We start from the raw sequence: 14349 nt of genomic DNA on the forward strand, positions 1-14349 counted from the left end.
TCGGGCCGACCCCCTCAGCTTTCCCGAGCCGGGCTGCTTACAGCGCTTCGCCGGCGGCCAAGCGCCGCACGGTCTCCTTCGCTCCACGTGCGTGCAGTGATGTCAGTGCCGCGAGGTACGGTTCGGTGAAGCGCGGATCTTCGGCGACATCCCCGAAGAACTGCTCCTGTCGGATGAAGGCGAGCGGGTCGGCGTCCTGTGTGCTCGCGACCGCCTGCAGCTCCTCGGCGTAGCGGTCGACGATGGTGAACCGACCGCCGGTCTCGTCGTGGCCTTCGGCGTAGCGGGCCCAGGAGGCGCAGATCGCCGCGGCCACCTCGACGGGATGGCCCGAGGCGAGGTTGTCCCTGACCACGGGAAGCAGCCATTTGGGGATGCGGTCGGAGGATTCGGCGCCGAGGCGGGCGAGAGTGTCGCGGATCTCTGGGTTGCTGAACCGTTCGATGAGCGTGTCCTTGTACTCCTCGAGGTCGATGCCGGGCAGGGGTGCCAGGCTCGGTGTGCCCTCGTCATCCATGTACCGGCGCAGGTAGGCCGGGATGTCCGGGTTCGCCATCGCTTCGTGCGCGAAGGTGTACCCGCCGAGCAGACCGAAGTACGCCAATCCTTGGTGTCCGGAGTTGAGCAGCCGCAGCTTCATGTGCTCATACGGTTTGACGTCGTCGACGACCTGAACCCGTGCCTGTTCGTACGGCGGGCGACCGTCGGTGAAGGCGTCTTCGAGCACCCATTGGAAGAAGGGTTCGGCCACGACTGGCCAGGCATCGGTGAGACCGGTGTCGGTGAGCAGCTCAGCACGGTCCGCATCGGTGGTGGCCGGAGTGATCCGGTCGACCATCGAGTTCGGGAAGGCCACGTTCGCTTCGATCCACTCGGCGAGTTCGGAATCGACTAGACGGGCGAAGGCCGTGAACATCTTCGCGGCGACCTCCCCGTTTTCCGAGATGTTGTCACACGACTGCACCGTGAACGCCGGAGTGCCGGCCTCCCGTCGCTGCCTCAGCGCGGCGACGACATACCCGAAGACCGTCGCCGGCAGTGTACCGGCCCGCAGCGCCTCGGCGTCCGCAGCGATCGTCGGTTCATCGGTGATGAACTTCCCGGTGACGGGGTTGACGTTGTACCCGCCCTCGGTGACGGTGAGCGAGACGATGCGGATCGTCGGATCGGTCAGCAGCTCGAGGAGGCCGGCAGGATCGTCGGGACCGAACCGGTAGTCGATGATCGACCCGATGACCCTCCGTTCCTTGGCACCGTCCGGGTGTTTGAGGGTGAGCGAATAGAGGTGGTCCTGGCCGGCCAGCGCATCACGCATCGCAATATCGTGGGGCAGCACACCGGCGCCGACGATCCCCCAATCGGTGGCCGATCCTGCCTGCATGAGGTCGTCGAGGACCATCGCCATATGCGCTCGGTGGAAACCTCCGACCCCGAAGTGGACGATGCCCGGCCGCACTGCCGACCGATCATAGGTGGGCACGGTGATACCGCGGTCGGCCACCTCGGCGAGGTTCTGCTCAGACAGATCGAGGTTCTGCGCGGACGCGGCCAGGGTGGGGCCGCCTCGGCGGGGATCGGGGTTTCCGGCAGGGGTCGGTGCGGTCATTTGACGGCTCCCATGGACAGGCCCTGGACGAGTTTGTCCTGGGCGGCGATTCCGGCGACGAGCACCGGCACGGAGATGATGAGCGAGGCCGCGCACACCTGGGACAGGAACAGCCCCTGGGAGGTGACGAAGCTCGTGAGGAACACCGGAGCCGTCGATGCCGCGGTCGAGGTGAGCACGGTGGCGAAGAGGAGTTCGTTCCACGAGAAGATGAAGCAGATGAGCGCCGTGGCGGCCAGTCCCGGCGCGGTCAGCGGCAGCAGGATCTGCACGAACACGCGTGGCAGCCGCGCGCCGTCGAGTTCGGCGGCCTCGAGGACTTCGATGGGCACCTCGGCGAGGAAGGAGCGCATCATCCACACCGCGATCGGCATGTTCATCGCCGAGTAGATGATGATGAGCAGCAGCCACGTGTCGAGGATGCCGGTTGATTTCGCGACGAGGTAGACGGGCAGGAGACCGGCGACCATCGGCAGCATCTTCGTCGACAGCAGGAAGAAGAGCACATCGGACCAGCGTTCGATGCGACGGATGGCCAGGGAATACGCGGCCATCGTCGACAGGACGAGGACGATGAGGGTCGAGACGATCGCGGCCACGGCGGAGTTGATGAGGAACGGCCACGGGTTCGCGCCGTTGCCGCCGCCGAAGAAGTTCACATACGAGTCGAGTGTGAGCGGGGCGAAGAAGCTCGGCGGGTTCGTCGATGCGTCGGTCTCGGCGTGGAGGCTGGTCAGCAGCATCCACAACAGCGGTGAGACGAACAGCAGCCCGACGAGCCAGGCCAGCAGGCCGAGCAGGATCTTTCCGGTCCGACCTTGGCCGGGCCGCCTCGGTGCGTTCGCCTTCCGCCGAGGCGGCCCCACGGAACCGGGTGAGCCGGGTTCGGTCGGGGTGGGGGTGATGCCGGGCTCGGGGCGGGTGCTCAGGGGCGCCTGGGTCTCGGGGGTGCTCATGAGTTCTCCTCCTTGAGCAGGGTGGATGCGGTGCGCAGGGCGAAGGTCGCGATGATGAGCGAGGCGATGACGACGATGACGCCGACGGCCGAGGAGACTCCGTAGTCCTGCGCGACGAAGAACTCCTGGTAGATGACGTAGGGCAGGGTGGCGGTGCCCAGTCCGCCGGAGGTCATGGTGAAGACCATGTCGAAGTTCTGCACGATGTAGATCGTGCCCAGCAGGGCGGCGAGTTCGATGTAGCGGCGCAGGTGCGGCAGAGTGATGAAGCGGAAGGTCTGCCAGGGTCCGGCGCCGTCGACGAGCGCCGCCTCGTAGACGTCCATCGGCCGTGACTGGAGTCCGGCGAGCATGATGAGCATCATGAACGGCGTCCACTGCCACACGAGCACGAGCCCGATACCCAGCAGCGGTGAGGAGGACATGAGGTCCGGCTGCGGGGCGTTGTCACCGAAGACCACGGTCAGCAGCCCGTTGAGCAGACCGTACGAGGGGTTGAAGATCGCGTGCTTGAACAGCAGCGCCGCGGCCACGGGCACGACGAGGAACGGGGTGATCATCAGGGTGCGGACGAATCCGCGGCCGATGAACTTCCGGTCGAGCAGCAGCGCGATGCCCAACCCCAACAGCGCCGAGGCGAGCACCACCCCGACCGTGAGTCCGACGGTGACGAGCACGGCTCGCAGCAGGTTCGAGTCGGTGAACACGGTGACGTAGTTCTGGAGCGTGCCGAAGGCGATGTCATCGGGGTAGGCCGCGTTCCAGTTCATGAACGAGATGATGATCGTGATCGCGAACGGGATCTGGGTGACGATGATGACGAAGATCAGCGCCGGCAGCATGGGCGCGCGTTTGAGCCATCGGTCCTTGGCTGGGGTCTTCGGCGGCGTGATCGGTCTCGATGCACGCTCGGCGGCGGGTGCTGACACGTCGAACATCCTTCGCATTGTGGGGCGGTGGTGGGGCTGAAGCGGGTGCGGCCTCGGGGCTGGGGTCGCTCCTCGGGGGCAGGGTCTGCGCGGGCGAGGGCCTGTGCCTCGGGGCGGGGTCGATCATCCGCCCCGAGGCTGCGCAGTCAACGCTGTGGCCGCACGGTCACTTCTTGTATTTGTCTCCGACCTTCTCGGCTTCCTTCTGGCCCTTCTCCAGCGCCTTGTCCGCGGTGGTGCGTCCGGCGATGGCGGAGCTGACGTCTTCGGAGATGCCTGTGGCGAGGTCCGCGAACTCCGGGATCGTCACGAACTGCACGCCCAGTGTCGGCCGCGGCTGGACACCCGGGTTCTCCGGATCGGCCGAGTTGATGGCGTCCTCGGTCTGCTTGTAGAAGGGTTTCGCGGCCTTCTGATAGTCCGCGTTCTCATAGGTCGAGGTCCGTTTGCCGGCCGGCACGTGCTGCCAGCCGAGCTCTTCGGCCACGGTCTCCTCGTAGTCCTTCGACGAGGCCCATGCGACGAACTGCTTCGCGGCGTCCTGGTTCTTGCCGGCGGCCTGGATGCCCCAGGCCCAGGTGTAGAGCCACGAGCTCGACTCGGTCTCCTTCACCGGTGCGGCGACATAGCCGATCTTGCCCTTGACCGGTGAGTCATCGGCTTCGAGGGTGCCGGTGGCGGCGGTCGAGTCGTACCACATGGCGACCTTGCCCTGCTGCAGGTTCGTCAGGCATTCGGTGTACCCGGCCTGAGGGGCACCGGATTCGCCGTGGTCCTTGATGAGGTCGACGTAGAAGTTCGTGGCTTCCTTGAACTCCTTCGAATCGACCTGGGCGTTCCAGTCCTCGTCGTACCAGGTGCCGCCGAAGGTGTTGACCACCGTGGTCAGCGGAGCGAACATCTCGCCCCAGCCGGGCAGGCCGCGCAGGCAGATGCCCTTCGTGCCCTTCTCCGCCCCGTCGACCTTCGCCGCGAGCTTCGCGACCTCGTCCCAGGTCGGGTTCTCCGGCATCTCGACTCCGGCCTTGTCGAAGATGTCCGTGCGGTACATGAGGAACGAGCCCTCACCGTAGAATGGTTCGCCGTAGATCGTGTCATCGACGCTCAGCGATTCGGCCATGGGGGTGAGGATGTCGTCCTGGTCGAAGCCCTCGGCATCGGCGACGCCCTCGTCCATGGGGGTCAGCCACTTGTTGTTCGCATACGTCGGGACTTCGTAGTTCGACATCGACGCGACGTCGTAGTTGCCGGCTTGGGCGGCGAATTCCTGTCCGATCTTCGCTCGCACCTCGTTCTCCGGCAGCACGGTGTAATTGACCTTGATGCCGGTGTCCTTGGTGAAGTGGTCGGCCGTGAGCTTCTGCAGGTCCTGCATCTGCGGATTGTTGACCATGAGGACATTGACCTCATCGCCTCCCCCGCCGCTGGAGCTGCCGCCGGCCCCGCCGCACCCAGAGAGTGCGAGTGCTCCGACCATGCCGATGGCCGCCCAGGTGGCGCCTCGGCCCGTGATCTGGTGTTTCATCGTTGTGCCTTCCCTCATCATCGCGGGATTGCCGCCCGCCATCGGGTTCGCTTCGAGAAATTCATATGAGCATCGGTGCTCATATGTGCAATACTGTGTCACGGAACACACAGATGTGCAAGACTTCACATATGAGCGAACACAAAGTCGTCGACGCCGAAGGGAGGATGATGAGCACAGCACCCACTGCCCGCCACCGCAGATTCCTCGCGCAGCTGGCCCGCGATCACTACCTCGAGGGCCGGTCGAAGGTCGAGATCGGCAAGGCCAACGGGCTGAGCCGATTCCAAGTCGCCCGCCTCCTCCAGGAGGCCGTCGACACCGGGGTCGTCACGATCACGATCGAGACCGATGCCGGTGAAGGCGACAGCCTGTCCGAACGCACGGCTGCCGCCCTCGGCCTGGACTCGGTCGTCATCGTCGACATCCCCGACCAGGCCGAGGCCTCCCAGCAGATGGGCCGGGCCGCCCTCGCACTCGTCGGCCGCAGGGCCCGGGCGGGGATGCGCATCGGCCTGTCCTGGTCGCGCACCCTCGACGCTGCGGCCGCGTTCACTCCGGCCCTGCCGCGGTGCACGATCGTGCAGCTCGCCGGTGCGCTGCGGCTCGAATCCCACCGTCCCAGCTCCGAGATCTTCACCCGGCTGGGACAGGATCCGGCTGTGAGCGTGGTCCGCCTGCCGGCCCCGCTGCTCGTCACCGAGGCCGAGACCGCCTCCGACCTGCGCGCCCTGCCCGAGATCTCGGGCACGCTCGCCGCCGCCGACGACCTCGATCTCGCCGTGGTCTCCGTCGCCTCGTGGGCCGAGGGGCTGTCCTCGGTGTGGGAGAAGTGCACCCTCGCCCAGCGTCAGGCTGGCATCGATGACGGTGCCGTCGCCGAGGCGTCCGGGCGTCTCTTCGATGCCGCCGGTGAGGACGTGACCACGATCGATAATCGCGTCATCGCCGTCACTCTCGACCAGCTGCGCCGGGCCACGACGACCGTCGGGGTCGCCCGCGGGGCCGAACGCGCCCGTGCGGTGCGGGCGGCGTGTGCGGCGGGCATCCTCGACGTCGCCGTCATCGACCGTGCCCTCGCCGACGCCGTGCTCGCCGAGGCTGACCCGGACGAGGCCACACCCGACGAGGTTGGTCCCACCGAGGCTGCTCCCGCCGAGGAGGAGTCATGACCGTCGCCCGCCGCCTCGTTGCCGGCATCGATTCCTCGACGCAGAGCTGCAAGGTCGTCATCGCCGACCCCGACACGGGCGACATCCTGCGTACCGGTTCGGCCCCGCACCCTCCCGGCACCGAGGTCGACCCGGAGGAATGGTGGACCGCACTGCAGGAGGCGATCGAGTCCGCCGGTGGCTTCGACGATGTCGCGGCCGTGAGCATCAGCGGCCAGCAGCACGGACTCGTCGCTCTCAATGCCGAGGGCCGCGTCATCCGTGACGCGCTGCTGTGGAATGACCTGCGCAGCGACGCTGCCGCCCGGGACCTCATCGCCGAGGTCGGGGCCGAGGATCTCGTCGCCCGCACCGGTGTCCTGCCGGTGGCTTCCTTCACCGGCGCGAAGCTGCGCTGGCTGCGCGACGCCGAACCCGCCAATGCCGCCGAGGTGGCCGCTGTCGCCCTCCCCCACGACTGGCTGACCTGGCGGCTCCTCGGGTACGGATCCGCCGATTCCTCGGCCAACGGACCCGTGCTCGACGCCCTCGTCACCGACGCCTCCGATGCCAGCGGCACCGCCTATTTCGATCCGGCCTCGGGCGGCTACGATCTCGATCTCTTCCGCATCGCCTTCGGCGAGCACGCCCGTGAAGCCGTGGGGACCGGCCCGAGCGCCACCTCGGCGATCATCCTTCCCCGGGTCCTCTCCCCCAACGAGGCGGCCGGGCACACGGCCGAGGGCATCGTCGTCGGGCCCGGGGCCGGCGACAATGCTGCGGCCGCACTGGGACTCGGGGTCACCTCGGGGGATGTCGTCGTCTCGATCGGGACCTCGGGCACCGTCTTCGGCACCACGGACCTGCCCATCGCCGATCGCAGCGGCACGGTCGCCGGCTTCGCCTCCGCCGACGGAGGGCGATTGCCGTTGGTCGCGACCCTCAACGCCGCGCGGGTCCTCGTCTCGGCGAGCACCCTGCTGCGCATCAGCCACGACGAGGTCGCGGCCCTGGCCCTGGCCTCGAGGCCGGGGGCGAACGGGATCACGCTCGTGCCCTACTTCGAGGGCGAGCGCACTCCGAACCTGCCCGATGCCACCGCCCGGCTCGAGGGGATGACCCTGGCCAACGCCTCGGCCGAGAACGTCGCCCGGGCCTTCGTCGAGGGCATGCTCTGCGGACTCGCGGACGGACTCGACGCGGTCCTCGCGCAAGGTCTCGAAGCCCGCCGTCTGCTCATCATCGGCGGGGCGGCCAGGAATCCAGCGGTCCGCGAGGTCGCCCGCGACATCTTCACGGTGCCTATCGATGTCCCCGAACAGGCCGAGTACGTGGCCATCGGTGCCGCCCGGCAGGCGGCATGGACGCTGACCGGGTCGCTGCCGGAGTGGCCGGTCGAACTCGTCGCCACCCTGCATCCGAGACCGTCTCGGGTGCGGCAGCAGTACCGGACCTATACGCACGAGAACTCACTGCACGATCACCGTCGATCATCGGATGCGTCCGCATCCGCGAAAGGTTGAGAACATCATGGCCACTGTCACCTTCGACAAAGCACTGCGTCAGTACCCCGAGGCACTGGCACCCTCCGTCGACGAGATCAGTCTCGACATCGACGACGGGGAGTTCCTCGTCCTCGTCGGGCCCTCCGGCTGCGGGAAGTCGACGACCCTGCGCATGCTCGCAGGGCTCGAACCCGTCGATTCCGGACACATCCGCATCGGCGACAACGACGTCACCGCACTCTCTTCACGCGAACGCGATATCGCGATGGTCTTCCAGAACTATGCGCTCTACCCGCACATGAGCGTGCGCGAGAACATGGCCTTCGCCCTCAAGATCGCGGGCGTGACGAAGAACGAGCGAGACGAACGCGTCGAGGAGGCCGCCCGGCTGCTCGACCTCGAGCCCTTCCTCGACCGCAAACCCAAGGCGCTGTCCGGCGGACAGCGACAGCGCGTAGCGATGGGCCGGGCGATCGTCCGCTCCCCGCAGGTCTTCCTCATGGACGAGCCGCTGTCGAACCTCGATGCGAAGCTGCGGGTGCAGACGCGTGCGCAGATCGCGTCACTGACGCGCCGCCTCGGCGTGACCACCGTCTATGTCACCCACGACCAGGTCGAGGCGATGACGATGGGCGACCGCGTTGCGGTCCTCGCCGACGGACGCCTGCAGCAGGTCGACACGCCCGCGAACCTCTACGACCGGCCGGCGAACCTCTTCGTCGCAGGGTTCATGGGATCTCCCGCGATGAACCTCGTCGAGGTCGGTCTCGAGGGGTCGACGCTGCGCCTCGGCGACGTGCAGATCGAACTCAGCGCGGAGCAGCGCGGCCAGGTCACGGGTGAGACGGTCACCGTCGGGGTGCGTCCCGAGGACCTGCGCACCGAGGGTGAACACGGCTTCGATGTCACGGTCGACCTCGTCGAGGAGCTCGGCGCCGATGCCTATGTGCACGGGCGGGCGGGTCTGCCCGGCGAAGAGAGGACGGTCGTGGCCCGGGTCGCCGGACGGTCGACGATCCGCCGCGGTGACAACGTCCGGGTCGTGCCCGATGCCGCGCGTCTGCATCTCTTCGACACCGAGTCGGGACGACGGATCGTCGAGGGTGTGCGACAGGCCGCGTGAGGACAGCGCGCGATCACACAGTCCGAAACGCACCGCCGAATCAGGCGAAACGGGTCCGCGCGATTATGATCGACCCATGGTCGATTTTGCACGCTCTCCCCGCTCCACCCTCGGTGTCGAATGGGAACTGGCTCTGTTGGACTCACAGAGCCTGGACCTGACCCCTGCCGCCGAGACCCTGCTGACGGATGTGGCCGAGCATGCTCCCGACTTCGAGAAGAAGATCGTCGGTGAGATGCTCACGAACACCATCGAGCTCGTCACCGGCGTCCACAAACAGGTGTCGACCGTCGCCGAGGATCTGGCTGCCTCGATCGGTGCGCTGCGGAGCCTCACCGAGGCTCGCGGCGTCGAGCTCATGTCCGCGGGCACCCATCCGTTCGCCCAGTGGCACACGCAGGAGGTCCGAGCCAAGGATCGGTACCTCGAACTCGTCGACCGCACCCAGTGGTGGGGTCGGAACATGCTCATCTTCGGCGTCCACGTCCATGTCGGCATCGATTCCCGGGACAAGGTGCTGCCGATCGTCAATGCCCTGCTCGCCTACGTCCCGCACCTGCAGGCACTGTCCGCCTCCTCCCCGTTCTGGGGCGGCACGGACACCGGGTACGCCTCGAACCGGGCGATGATGTTCCAGCAGCTGCCCACCGCCGGGCTGCCCTTCCAGTTCGAACAGTGGTCCGACTACGAGAAGTACGTCGACGACATGCTCACCACCGGCATCATCGACCACATCAACGAGATCCGCTGGGACATCCGTCCCGCCCCGCACTGGGGCACCGTCGAGGTCCGCGTCTGCGACGGACTGCCGACACTCGAGGAGATCCTCGCGATCACCGCGTTCATCCAGTGCCTCGTCGACGACATGTCGGCCCGCCTTGATGCCGGTGAGACCCTGCCGACGATGCCCGACTGGTTCCACAACGAGAACAAGTGGCGAGCCGCCCGCTACGGCATGGATGCCATCATCATCGAAAATGCCGCCGCCGACGAGCGGCTGGTCACCGAGTGCCTGGCCGATGAGATCGAACGTCTGTCCCCGGTCGCCGAACGCCTCGGCTGCACCGAGGAGCTGCACTCGATCACGACGATCATCGAACGCGGTGTCCCCTACCAGCGCCTGCAGAAGGTCTTCGGCGCCACCGGGTCGCTCACCGAGGTGACCCGTTCGCTCATCGGCGACCTGCGCAATTCCTACCGCTGAAGGGTTGCGGGGCGCCGCACGCCGAGACAACGGTGGAGCGCCGAGACACCTGTGCGCACACAGTGGTCTCGGCGCTCCACCGTCGTCTCGAGGCCGACCTGCCTACTCCATCATTTGTTTGGTCGATCCCCGGCGTTCTGAGCGCCTGAATCGCCGTGGATCGACCAAACAGTCCACCGAGGAGGCACTTCACGACGTGGGCTCTGCGACCAAGCGGCAGCCCAGCCCCTTTCCGTGCAACCGAGCCATGTCAGCTGCACCGCACCGCGTAGCATGAGCGCATGGGACTCTCGATTGCGCGCATTACCCCTGACCACGGACCGCGGGCACGCACGCTCATTGCCCGGGCCTTTGCCAACGACCCGCTCATCAACTGGCTGTTTCCGCCAGCGGAGATGAGCCGTGACCAGCGTCTTGATGCCATCGCCATCTTCTATTGGCCGAGCGTCGAAAGCTATGCGGCCGCGGGGACCGGACATGTGGCGATAGATGGAGGCCAAGTGATCGGTGCATCACTGTGGGGCGTGCCGAATACGCCACCGCCCAAACGATCACTCCCCACATCCGCAACGGTCGCGTCTCTGCTGCTGGGTGAAAAACTGAATGCACTCGCCTCATCGATGAAGGACGCCAGAGCAACTGGCGCGCTTCCTGAGGGCCGTACCTCCACGACTTGGCAGTTGATGAGGAACATCGGGACTCGGGAGTCGGCGGCCAGCTGCTTGAGGTGGGCCTCGACGATTTCGGAGCGCAGGGCTCCTGGCTCGAAACCACGAATCCGCGCAACCATTCCTTCTACGAACGGGCTGGTTTCAATACAGATGGCCAGCATCGCCTTGCGAACACAGGTGTCACCATGACCCGCATGGTCAGAAGCCAGCCCGGTTCCTTCGATTGAGCGGGCGCCGCGGCATCAATCCGTGAGAACGACTGGGTCGTGATTCCGCATCCCGGTACGATGCTTAGGTCACAATCGGACATTTCTGAGCGCCAAAAGTGTCCGTTATTGACCACTATTTGGCGGGACCGCGCCGACCCGACAAGCCTCACCCTCACATGCACCACTCACAGGTGGGGGCGCAGCAGCTCCAGCAGCGTCGGCAGTGCGGCGGCGACTCCCGGGTGCAGCTCGTAATCGTCGAGTTCGTCGAGCGGCACCCACGACAGTTGGATGCTCTCGGGGTCGTTGATGACGGCGTCGAAACGGCGCAGGGTCTTCGCGATCACCGTCGTGTATGACCAGGTGTCGAGATCGAGGACATGCGTCTCGACGATCTCGATGCCGGATCCGTCCTGGTCAGGCACGCCGGCCTCTTCCCAGGACTCGCGGATCGCGGCCTCGACCGCCGACTCCCCCATGTCCCGGGCCCCACCGGGGAAGCCCCAGGTTCCGCCTTCGACCGACCACAGCGCCCGATGCTGCATGAGCACCCCGCGCTCCGGATCGACGAGCATGAGTCCGGCGGCCCCGTTGAGCCCCCAGTGCTTCTTCCCGTCCGATCCGTACGTCCATCCGTCACCCGATCGCCGAGGCGGCCGACCGTCGGGCAGTCGCGTGGACTTCGCCGCCTGTGCGTTCTGTTCTGCTGCGCTGTCGGAAGCTGCGCTTTCGGGGGCAGCTCCTGCGGCAGCTTTCGGGTCGTTCTCAGACGAGGACATGATCGACATCCAATGATGAGACGGCTGCGAAGGACAGATCGCTCGGCCCGATTCCGCGGGAGACGAGCTCGGCGCCGAGGGCCGCGACCATGGCTCCGTTGTCGGTGCACAGTTTCAAGGGCGGCACTCGCAGGGTCACCCCAGCCTCAGCGCAGCGTTCAGCGAGCACCTCACGCAAGTGCGAGTTCGCGGCCACTCCCCCGCCGAGGACGACATGGTCGATGCCGGTGTCGGCCGCGGCCAGCACGGTCTTGGTCACGAGCACGTCGACGACGGCGTCTTCGAAACCGGCCGCAATATCGGCCACGCGCAGGTCGGCGCCGAGCGTTTCGGCCTTCGTCACCTCGCGCAGGGCCGCGGTCTTGAGCCCGGAGAACGAGAAGTTGTACCGGCGCTCCGGATCACGAAGATCCTGCTTCTTCGCCAGTCCGCGTGGGAACGTCACGGCTTTCCGGTCGCCCGGGACGCCGGTGCCGTCGAGCAGTCCGAGAGCGGCCTTCGAGATGTTCGGTCCGCCCGGGTAGTTCAGTCCCAACAGACGTGCGGTCTTGTCGAAGGCCTCACCTGCGGCATCATCGATCGTGGCGCCGAGGAGTTCGATGTCGGTGACGACATCGCCGATACGCAGGATCTCCGTGTGTCCTCCGGAGACGAGGAGCGCGATCGTCGGCGTGGTCAGCCCGTCGACGTCCTCGGCGACGAGGTCGACGGCGACGTGTGCGGCGAGGTGGTTGACTCCGTAGAGCGGTCTGTTCAGTGCCGCGGCGAGTCCTTTGGCCGCACCGACACCGACCATGAGCGCCCCGGACAGTCCCGGCCCGGCTGTCACGGCCAGGGCGTCGATGTCGGACAGCTCCACCTCGGCGGTCTCACACGCGGAGGCGATGGCCGGGCCGATGGCCTGCACGTGGGCCCGGGAGGCGACCTCGGGCACGACTCCGCCGAAGCGGACGTGTTCGTCCATCGATGAGGACACCGTGTTCGTCAGCAGTGTGCGCCCGCGGACGATGCCGACTCCGGTCTCATCGCAGGAGGATTCGATGCCGAGGACGAGGGGTTCGCTCACGATTCGGCCCTATCAGCGGTGGCCGAACTCGCGTCGACCGAATCAGGACCGTCTCCCGCATCCCCGGCTTCGAGCGCGAGGTCGGAGTATGCGGCGTCGAGTTCGGGTTCGGTCGCCTCGGCGATGTTGACGCCGAGGCTGCGGGTGAACAGGCGCAGGTGGGTGTCCCACATGGGCCCGAATTCGCTCGCCTGCGCACGAGCGGTGTCGACATCGGCCGCGGTCTGGGTGAACACGAGCAGAGTCCCCTCACCCGTATCACCTTCGAGCGGCAGAAGCCGGATGCCGAGCACCCCGAAGTCGTCGAGATCGAGCAGCACGTGGTCATACTCTTCGCAGCTGAGCACCGACCCGCTCAGGTCGATGTCCTCGAGTTCGAAGGTGATCGGACGGGACGCGGGCACGTCGGCGTCATCCCCTGCATCCTCCGATTCCTCGCCGAGGCGGAACGGCGCGAACCATGCCGCCGCGGTGCCGCTGTCGGTCAGGGCGTCCCAGACGGTCCCGACATCGCGTGCCAGGAGCAGCTCGATGACGAGGTCGGTGCCGTTCTCCCAGCTGACGAGGCGTGGGGAGGGTGTGCTCATTCCTCCACCCACGAATCGTTCAGTGCCGCGATCTCCTCGTCGCTCAGCTGCATCTGCGTGCCGGCAAGCAGCTCGGTGAGCTGTTCGGGCACCCGGGCCGAGGCGATGGTCGAGGGAATGAAGTCGTGGCTGAGCTGCCAGGCGATGGCCGTCGCCGTCATCGTCGCGTCGTGGGCCGAGGCGACGTCGTGGAGGGCCTCGAGGGCGCCGAGTGCCTTCTGATCCTCGACGAATCCTGAGACTCGTTCGCCGCGGACGCTGCCGGTGGCATCACCGCCGGTGTGCTTGCCGGTGAGGAACCCGGAGGCCAGGGAGTGGAACGGCAGTTCGGCGATCCCTTCGGAGCGCAGGTACGCCTGCTTCTGTTCGTCGACGGCGGCGCGGGAGACGAGGTTGAACCGGTCCTGGACGACGCGGTAGCAGGCCAGGGAGAACTTCGTGGAGATCTTCCTCGCCGACTGCAGCCTCTCGAGGCTGAAATTCGAGGCGCCGAGGTAGCTGACCTTGCCGGAGCGGACGAGAGCGTCGAAGGTCTCGGCGACGGCGACCTGGTCGACCTCGTCATCGTCGACATGGGCGTAGTAGACATCGATGTGGTCGGTGCCCAGTCGGCGCAGCGAGTCATCGACGCAGTCGCGGATGTTCGCCGGGTCGAGACCTTTGTGCTTCGGGAGCATGCCGACCTTCGTCGCGATGACCATCTCGTCACGGTTGCCGCGGGACTTCATCCATTCGCCGATGATCGTCTCTGATTCTCCACCGGAGTTGCCGTCGACCCAGACCGAGTAGGCGTCGGCGGTGTCGATGAAGTTTCCGCCTGCCGCAGCGTAGGCGTCGAGGACCGCGAAGCTCTGGTCCCGATCCGCACCCCAGCCGAAGGGATTGCCACCCAGCTGAAGAGGATGGACGGAGAGATCGGTATCTGCCAATTGCACACGTGTCATGCCTCCAGCCTACCTGTTCGACCTCAGCCCCCATCGGCTCGGATCACCACCCAGAAAGCAGGTTAGGCTAAACTATTATCAGACAATGATGCCG

General features: G+C 66.6%; 13 protein-coding genes. 5 read left to right on the plus strand and 8 right to left on the minus strand.

Annotation, left to right across the window (positions count from 1 at the left end):
- Window positions 1-37 precede the first annotated feature (37 nt).
- From J9314_RS13765 to J9314_RS13780, 4 genes are all read right to left on the minus strand, one after another.
- Window positions 38-1606, minus strand: a complete 1569-nt coding sequence (locus J9314_RS13765; RefSeq protein WP_210602933.1) for a mannitol dehydrogenase family protein — start codon at window positions 1604-1606, stop codon at window positions 38-40.
- On the minus strand, window positions 1603-2562 hold the full coding sequence (locus tag J9314_RS13770; RefSeq protein WP_246490396.1) for a carbohydrate ABC transporter permease: 960 nt from the start codon (window positions 2560-2562) through the stop codon (window positions 1603-1605). The genes J9314_RS13765 and J9314_RS13770 overlap by 4 nt, the downstream gene beginning before the upstream one ends.
- Complete coding sequence (locus tag J9314_RS13775) at window positions 2559-3500, minus strand: carbohydrate ABC transporter permease (protein WP_246490397.1); 942 nt, start codon at window positions 3498-3500, stop codon at window positions 2559-2561. The genes J9314_RS13770 and J9314_RS13775 overlap by 4 nt, the downstream gene beginning before the upstream one ends.
- Window positions 3501-3657: 157 nt before the next feature.
- Window positions 3658-5016 (minus strand): ABC transporter substrate-binding protein, encoded by a 1359-nt coding sequence (locus tag J9314_RS13780; RefSeq protein ID WP_210602934.1) that lies wholly within the window; start codon window positions 5014-5016, stop codon window positions 3658-3660.
- A gap of 131 nt (window positions 5017-5147) precedes the next feature.
- Between J9314_RS13780 and J9314_RS13785 the strand changes: the two genes are divergently transcribed.
- The 5 genes from J9314_RS13785 to J9314_RS19470 all read left to right on the plus strand — a co-directional run bounded on the left by J9314_RS13785 (window position 5148) and on the right by J9314_RS19470 (window position 10897).
- On the plus strand, window positions 5148-6188 hold the full coding sequence (locus tag J9314_RS13785) for a sugar-binding domain-containing protein (RefSeq protein WP_210602935.1): 1041 nt from the start codon (window positions 5148-5150) through the stop codon (window positions 6186-6188).
- Window positions 6185-7690 carry a xylulokinase gene (locus tag J9314_RS13790; RefSeq protein WP_210602936.1) on the plus strand — a complete coding sequence of 502 codons (1506 nt, stop codon included), beginning with the start codon at window positions 6185-6187 and terminating at the stop codon, window positions 7688-7690. Before J9314_RS13785 ends, J9314_RS13790 begins: the two co-directional genes overlap by 4 nt.
- A gap of 7 nt (window positions 7691-7697) precedes the next feature.
- Window positions 7698-8795: an ABC transporter ATP-binding protein gene (locus J9314_RS13795; RefSeq protein ID WP_210602937.1), complete on the plus strand. Its 1098-nt coding sequence runs from the start codon at window positions 7698-7700 to the stop codon at window positions 8793-8795.
- A gap of 76 nt (window positions 8796-8871) precedes the next feature.
- The gene (locus J9314_RS13800) at window positions 8872-9999 is read left to right on the plus strand and encodes a glutamate--cysteine ligase (RefSeq protein WP_210602938.1); all 1128 of its coding nucleotides are present in this window, start codon (window positions 8872-8874) and stop codon (window positions 9997-9999) included.
- A 673-nt stretch (window positions 10000-10672) separates the two neighbouring features.
- A complete protein-coding gene (locus J9314_RS19470; RefSeq protein ID WP_210602939.1) occupies window positions 10673-10897 on the plus strand; it encodes a GNAT family N-acetyltransferase in 225 nt (74 codons plus the stop codon).
- Window positions 10898-11064: 167 nt separating this feature from the next.
- Here J9314_RS19470 and J9314_RS13810 read toward each other — a convergent pair whose 3' ends face one another.
- The 4 genes from J9314_RS13810 to J9314_RS13825 are packed head-to-tail and all read right to left on the minus strand — an operon-like array spanning window position 11065 to window position 14255.
- Window positions 11065-11667: an NUDIX domain-containing protein gene (locus tag J9314_RS13810; RefSeq protein WP_246490399.1), complete on the minus strand. Its 603-nt coding sequence runs from the start codon at window positions 11665-11667 to the stop codon at window positions 11065-11067.
- The gene (gene tsaD, locus J9314_RS13815) at window positions 11645-12724 is read right to left on the minus strand and encodes a tRNA (adenosine(37)-N6)-threonylcarbamoyltransferase complex transferase subunit TsaD (RefSeq protein WP_210602940.1); all 1080 of its coding nucleotides are present in this window, start codon (window positions 12722-12724) and stop codon (window positions 11645-11647) included. Before tsaD ends, J9314_RS13810 begins: the two co-directional genes overlap by 23 nt.
- Window positions 12721-13311, minus strand: a complete 591-nt coding sequence (locus J9314_RS13820; protein WP_210602941.1) for an SRPBCC family protein — start codon at window positions 13309-13311, stop codon at window positions 12721-12723. The genes tsaD and J9314_RS13820 overlap by 4 nt, the downstream gene beginning before the upstream one ends.
- Complete coding sequence (locus J9314_RS13825; RefSeq protein ID WP_210602942.1) at window positions 13308-14255, minus strand: aldo/keto reductase; 948 nt, start codon at window positions 14253-14255, stop codon at window positions 13308-13310. The genes J9314_RS13820 and J9314_RS13825 overlap by 4 nt, the downstream gene beginning before the upstream one ends.
- Window positions 14256-14349 lie beyond the last annotated feature (94 nt).

The organism is Brevibacterium oceani (genome assembly GCF_017948325.1).
Classification (GTDB): Bacteria; Actinomycetota; Actinomycetes; order Actinomycetales; family Brevibacteriaceae; genus Brevibacterium; species Brevibacterium oceani.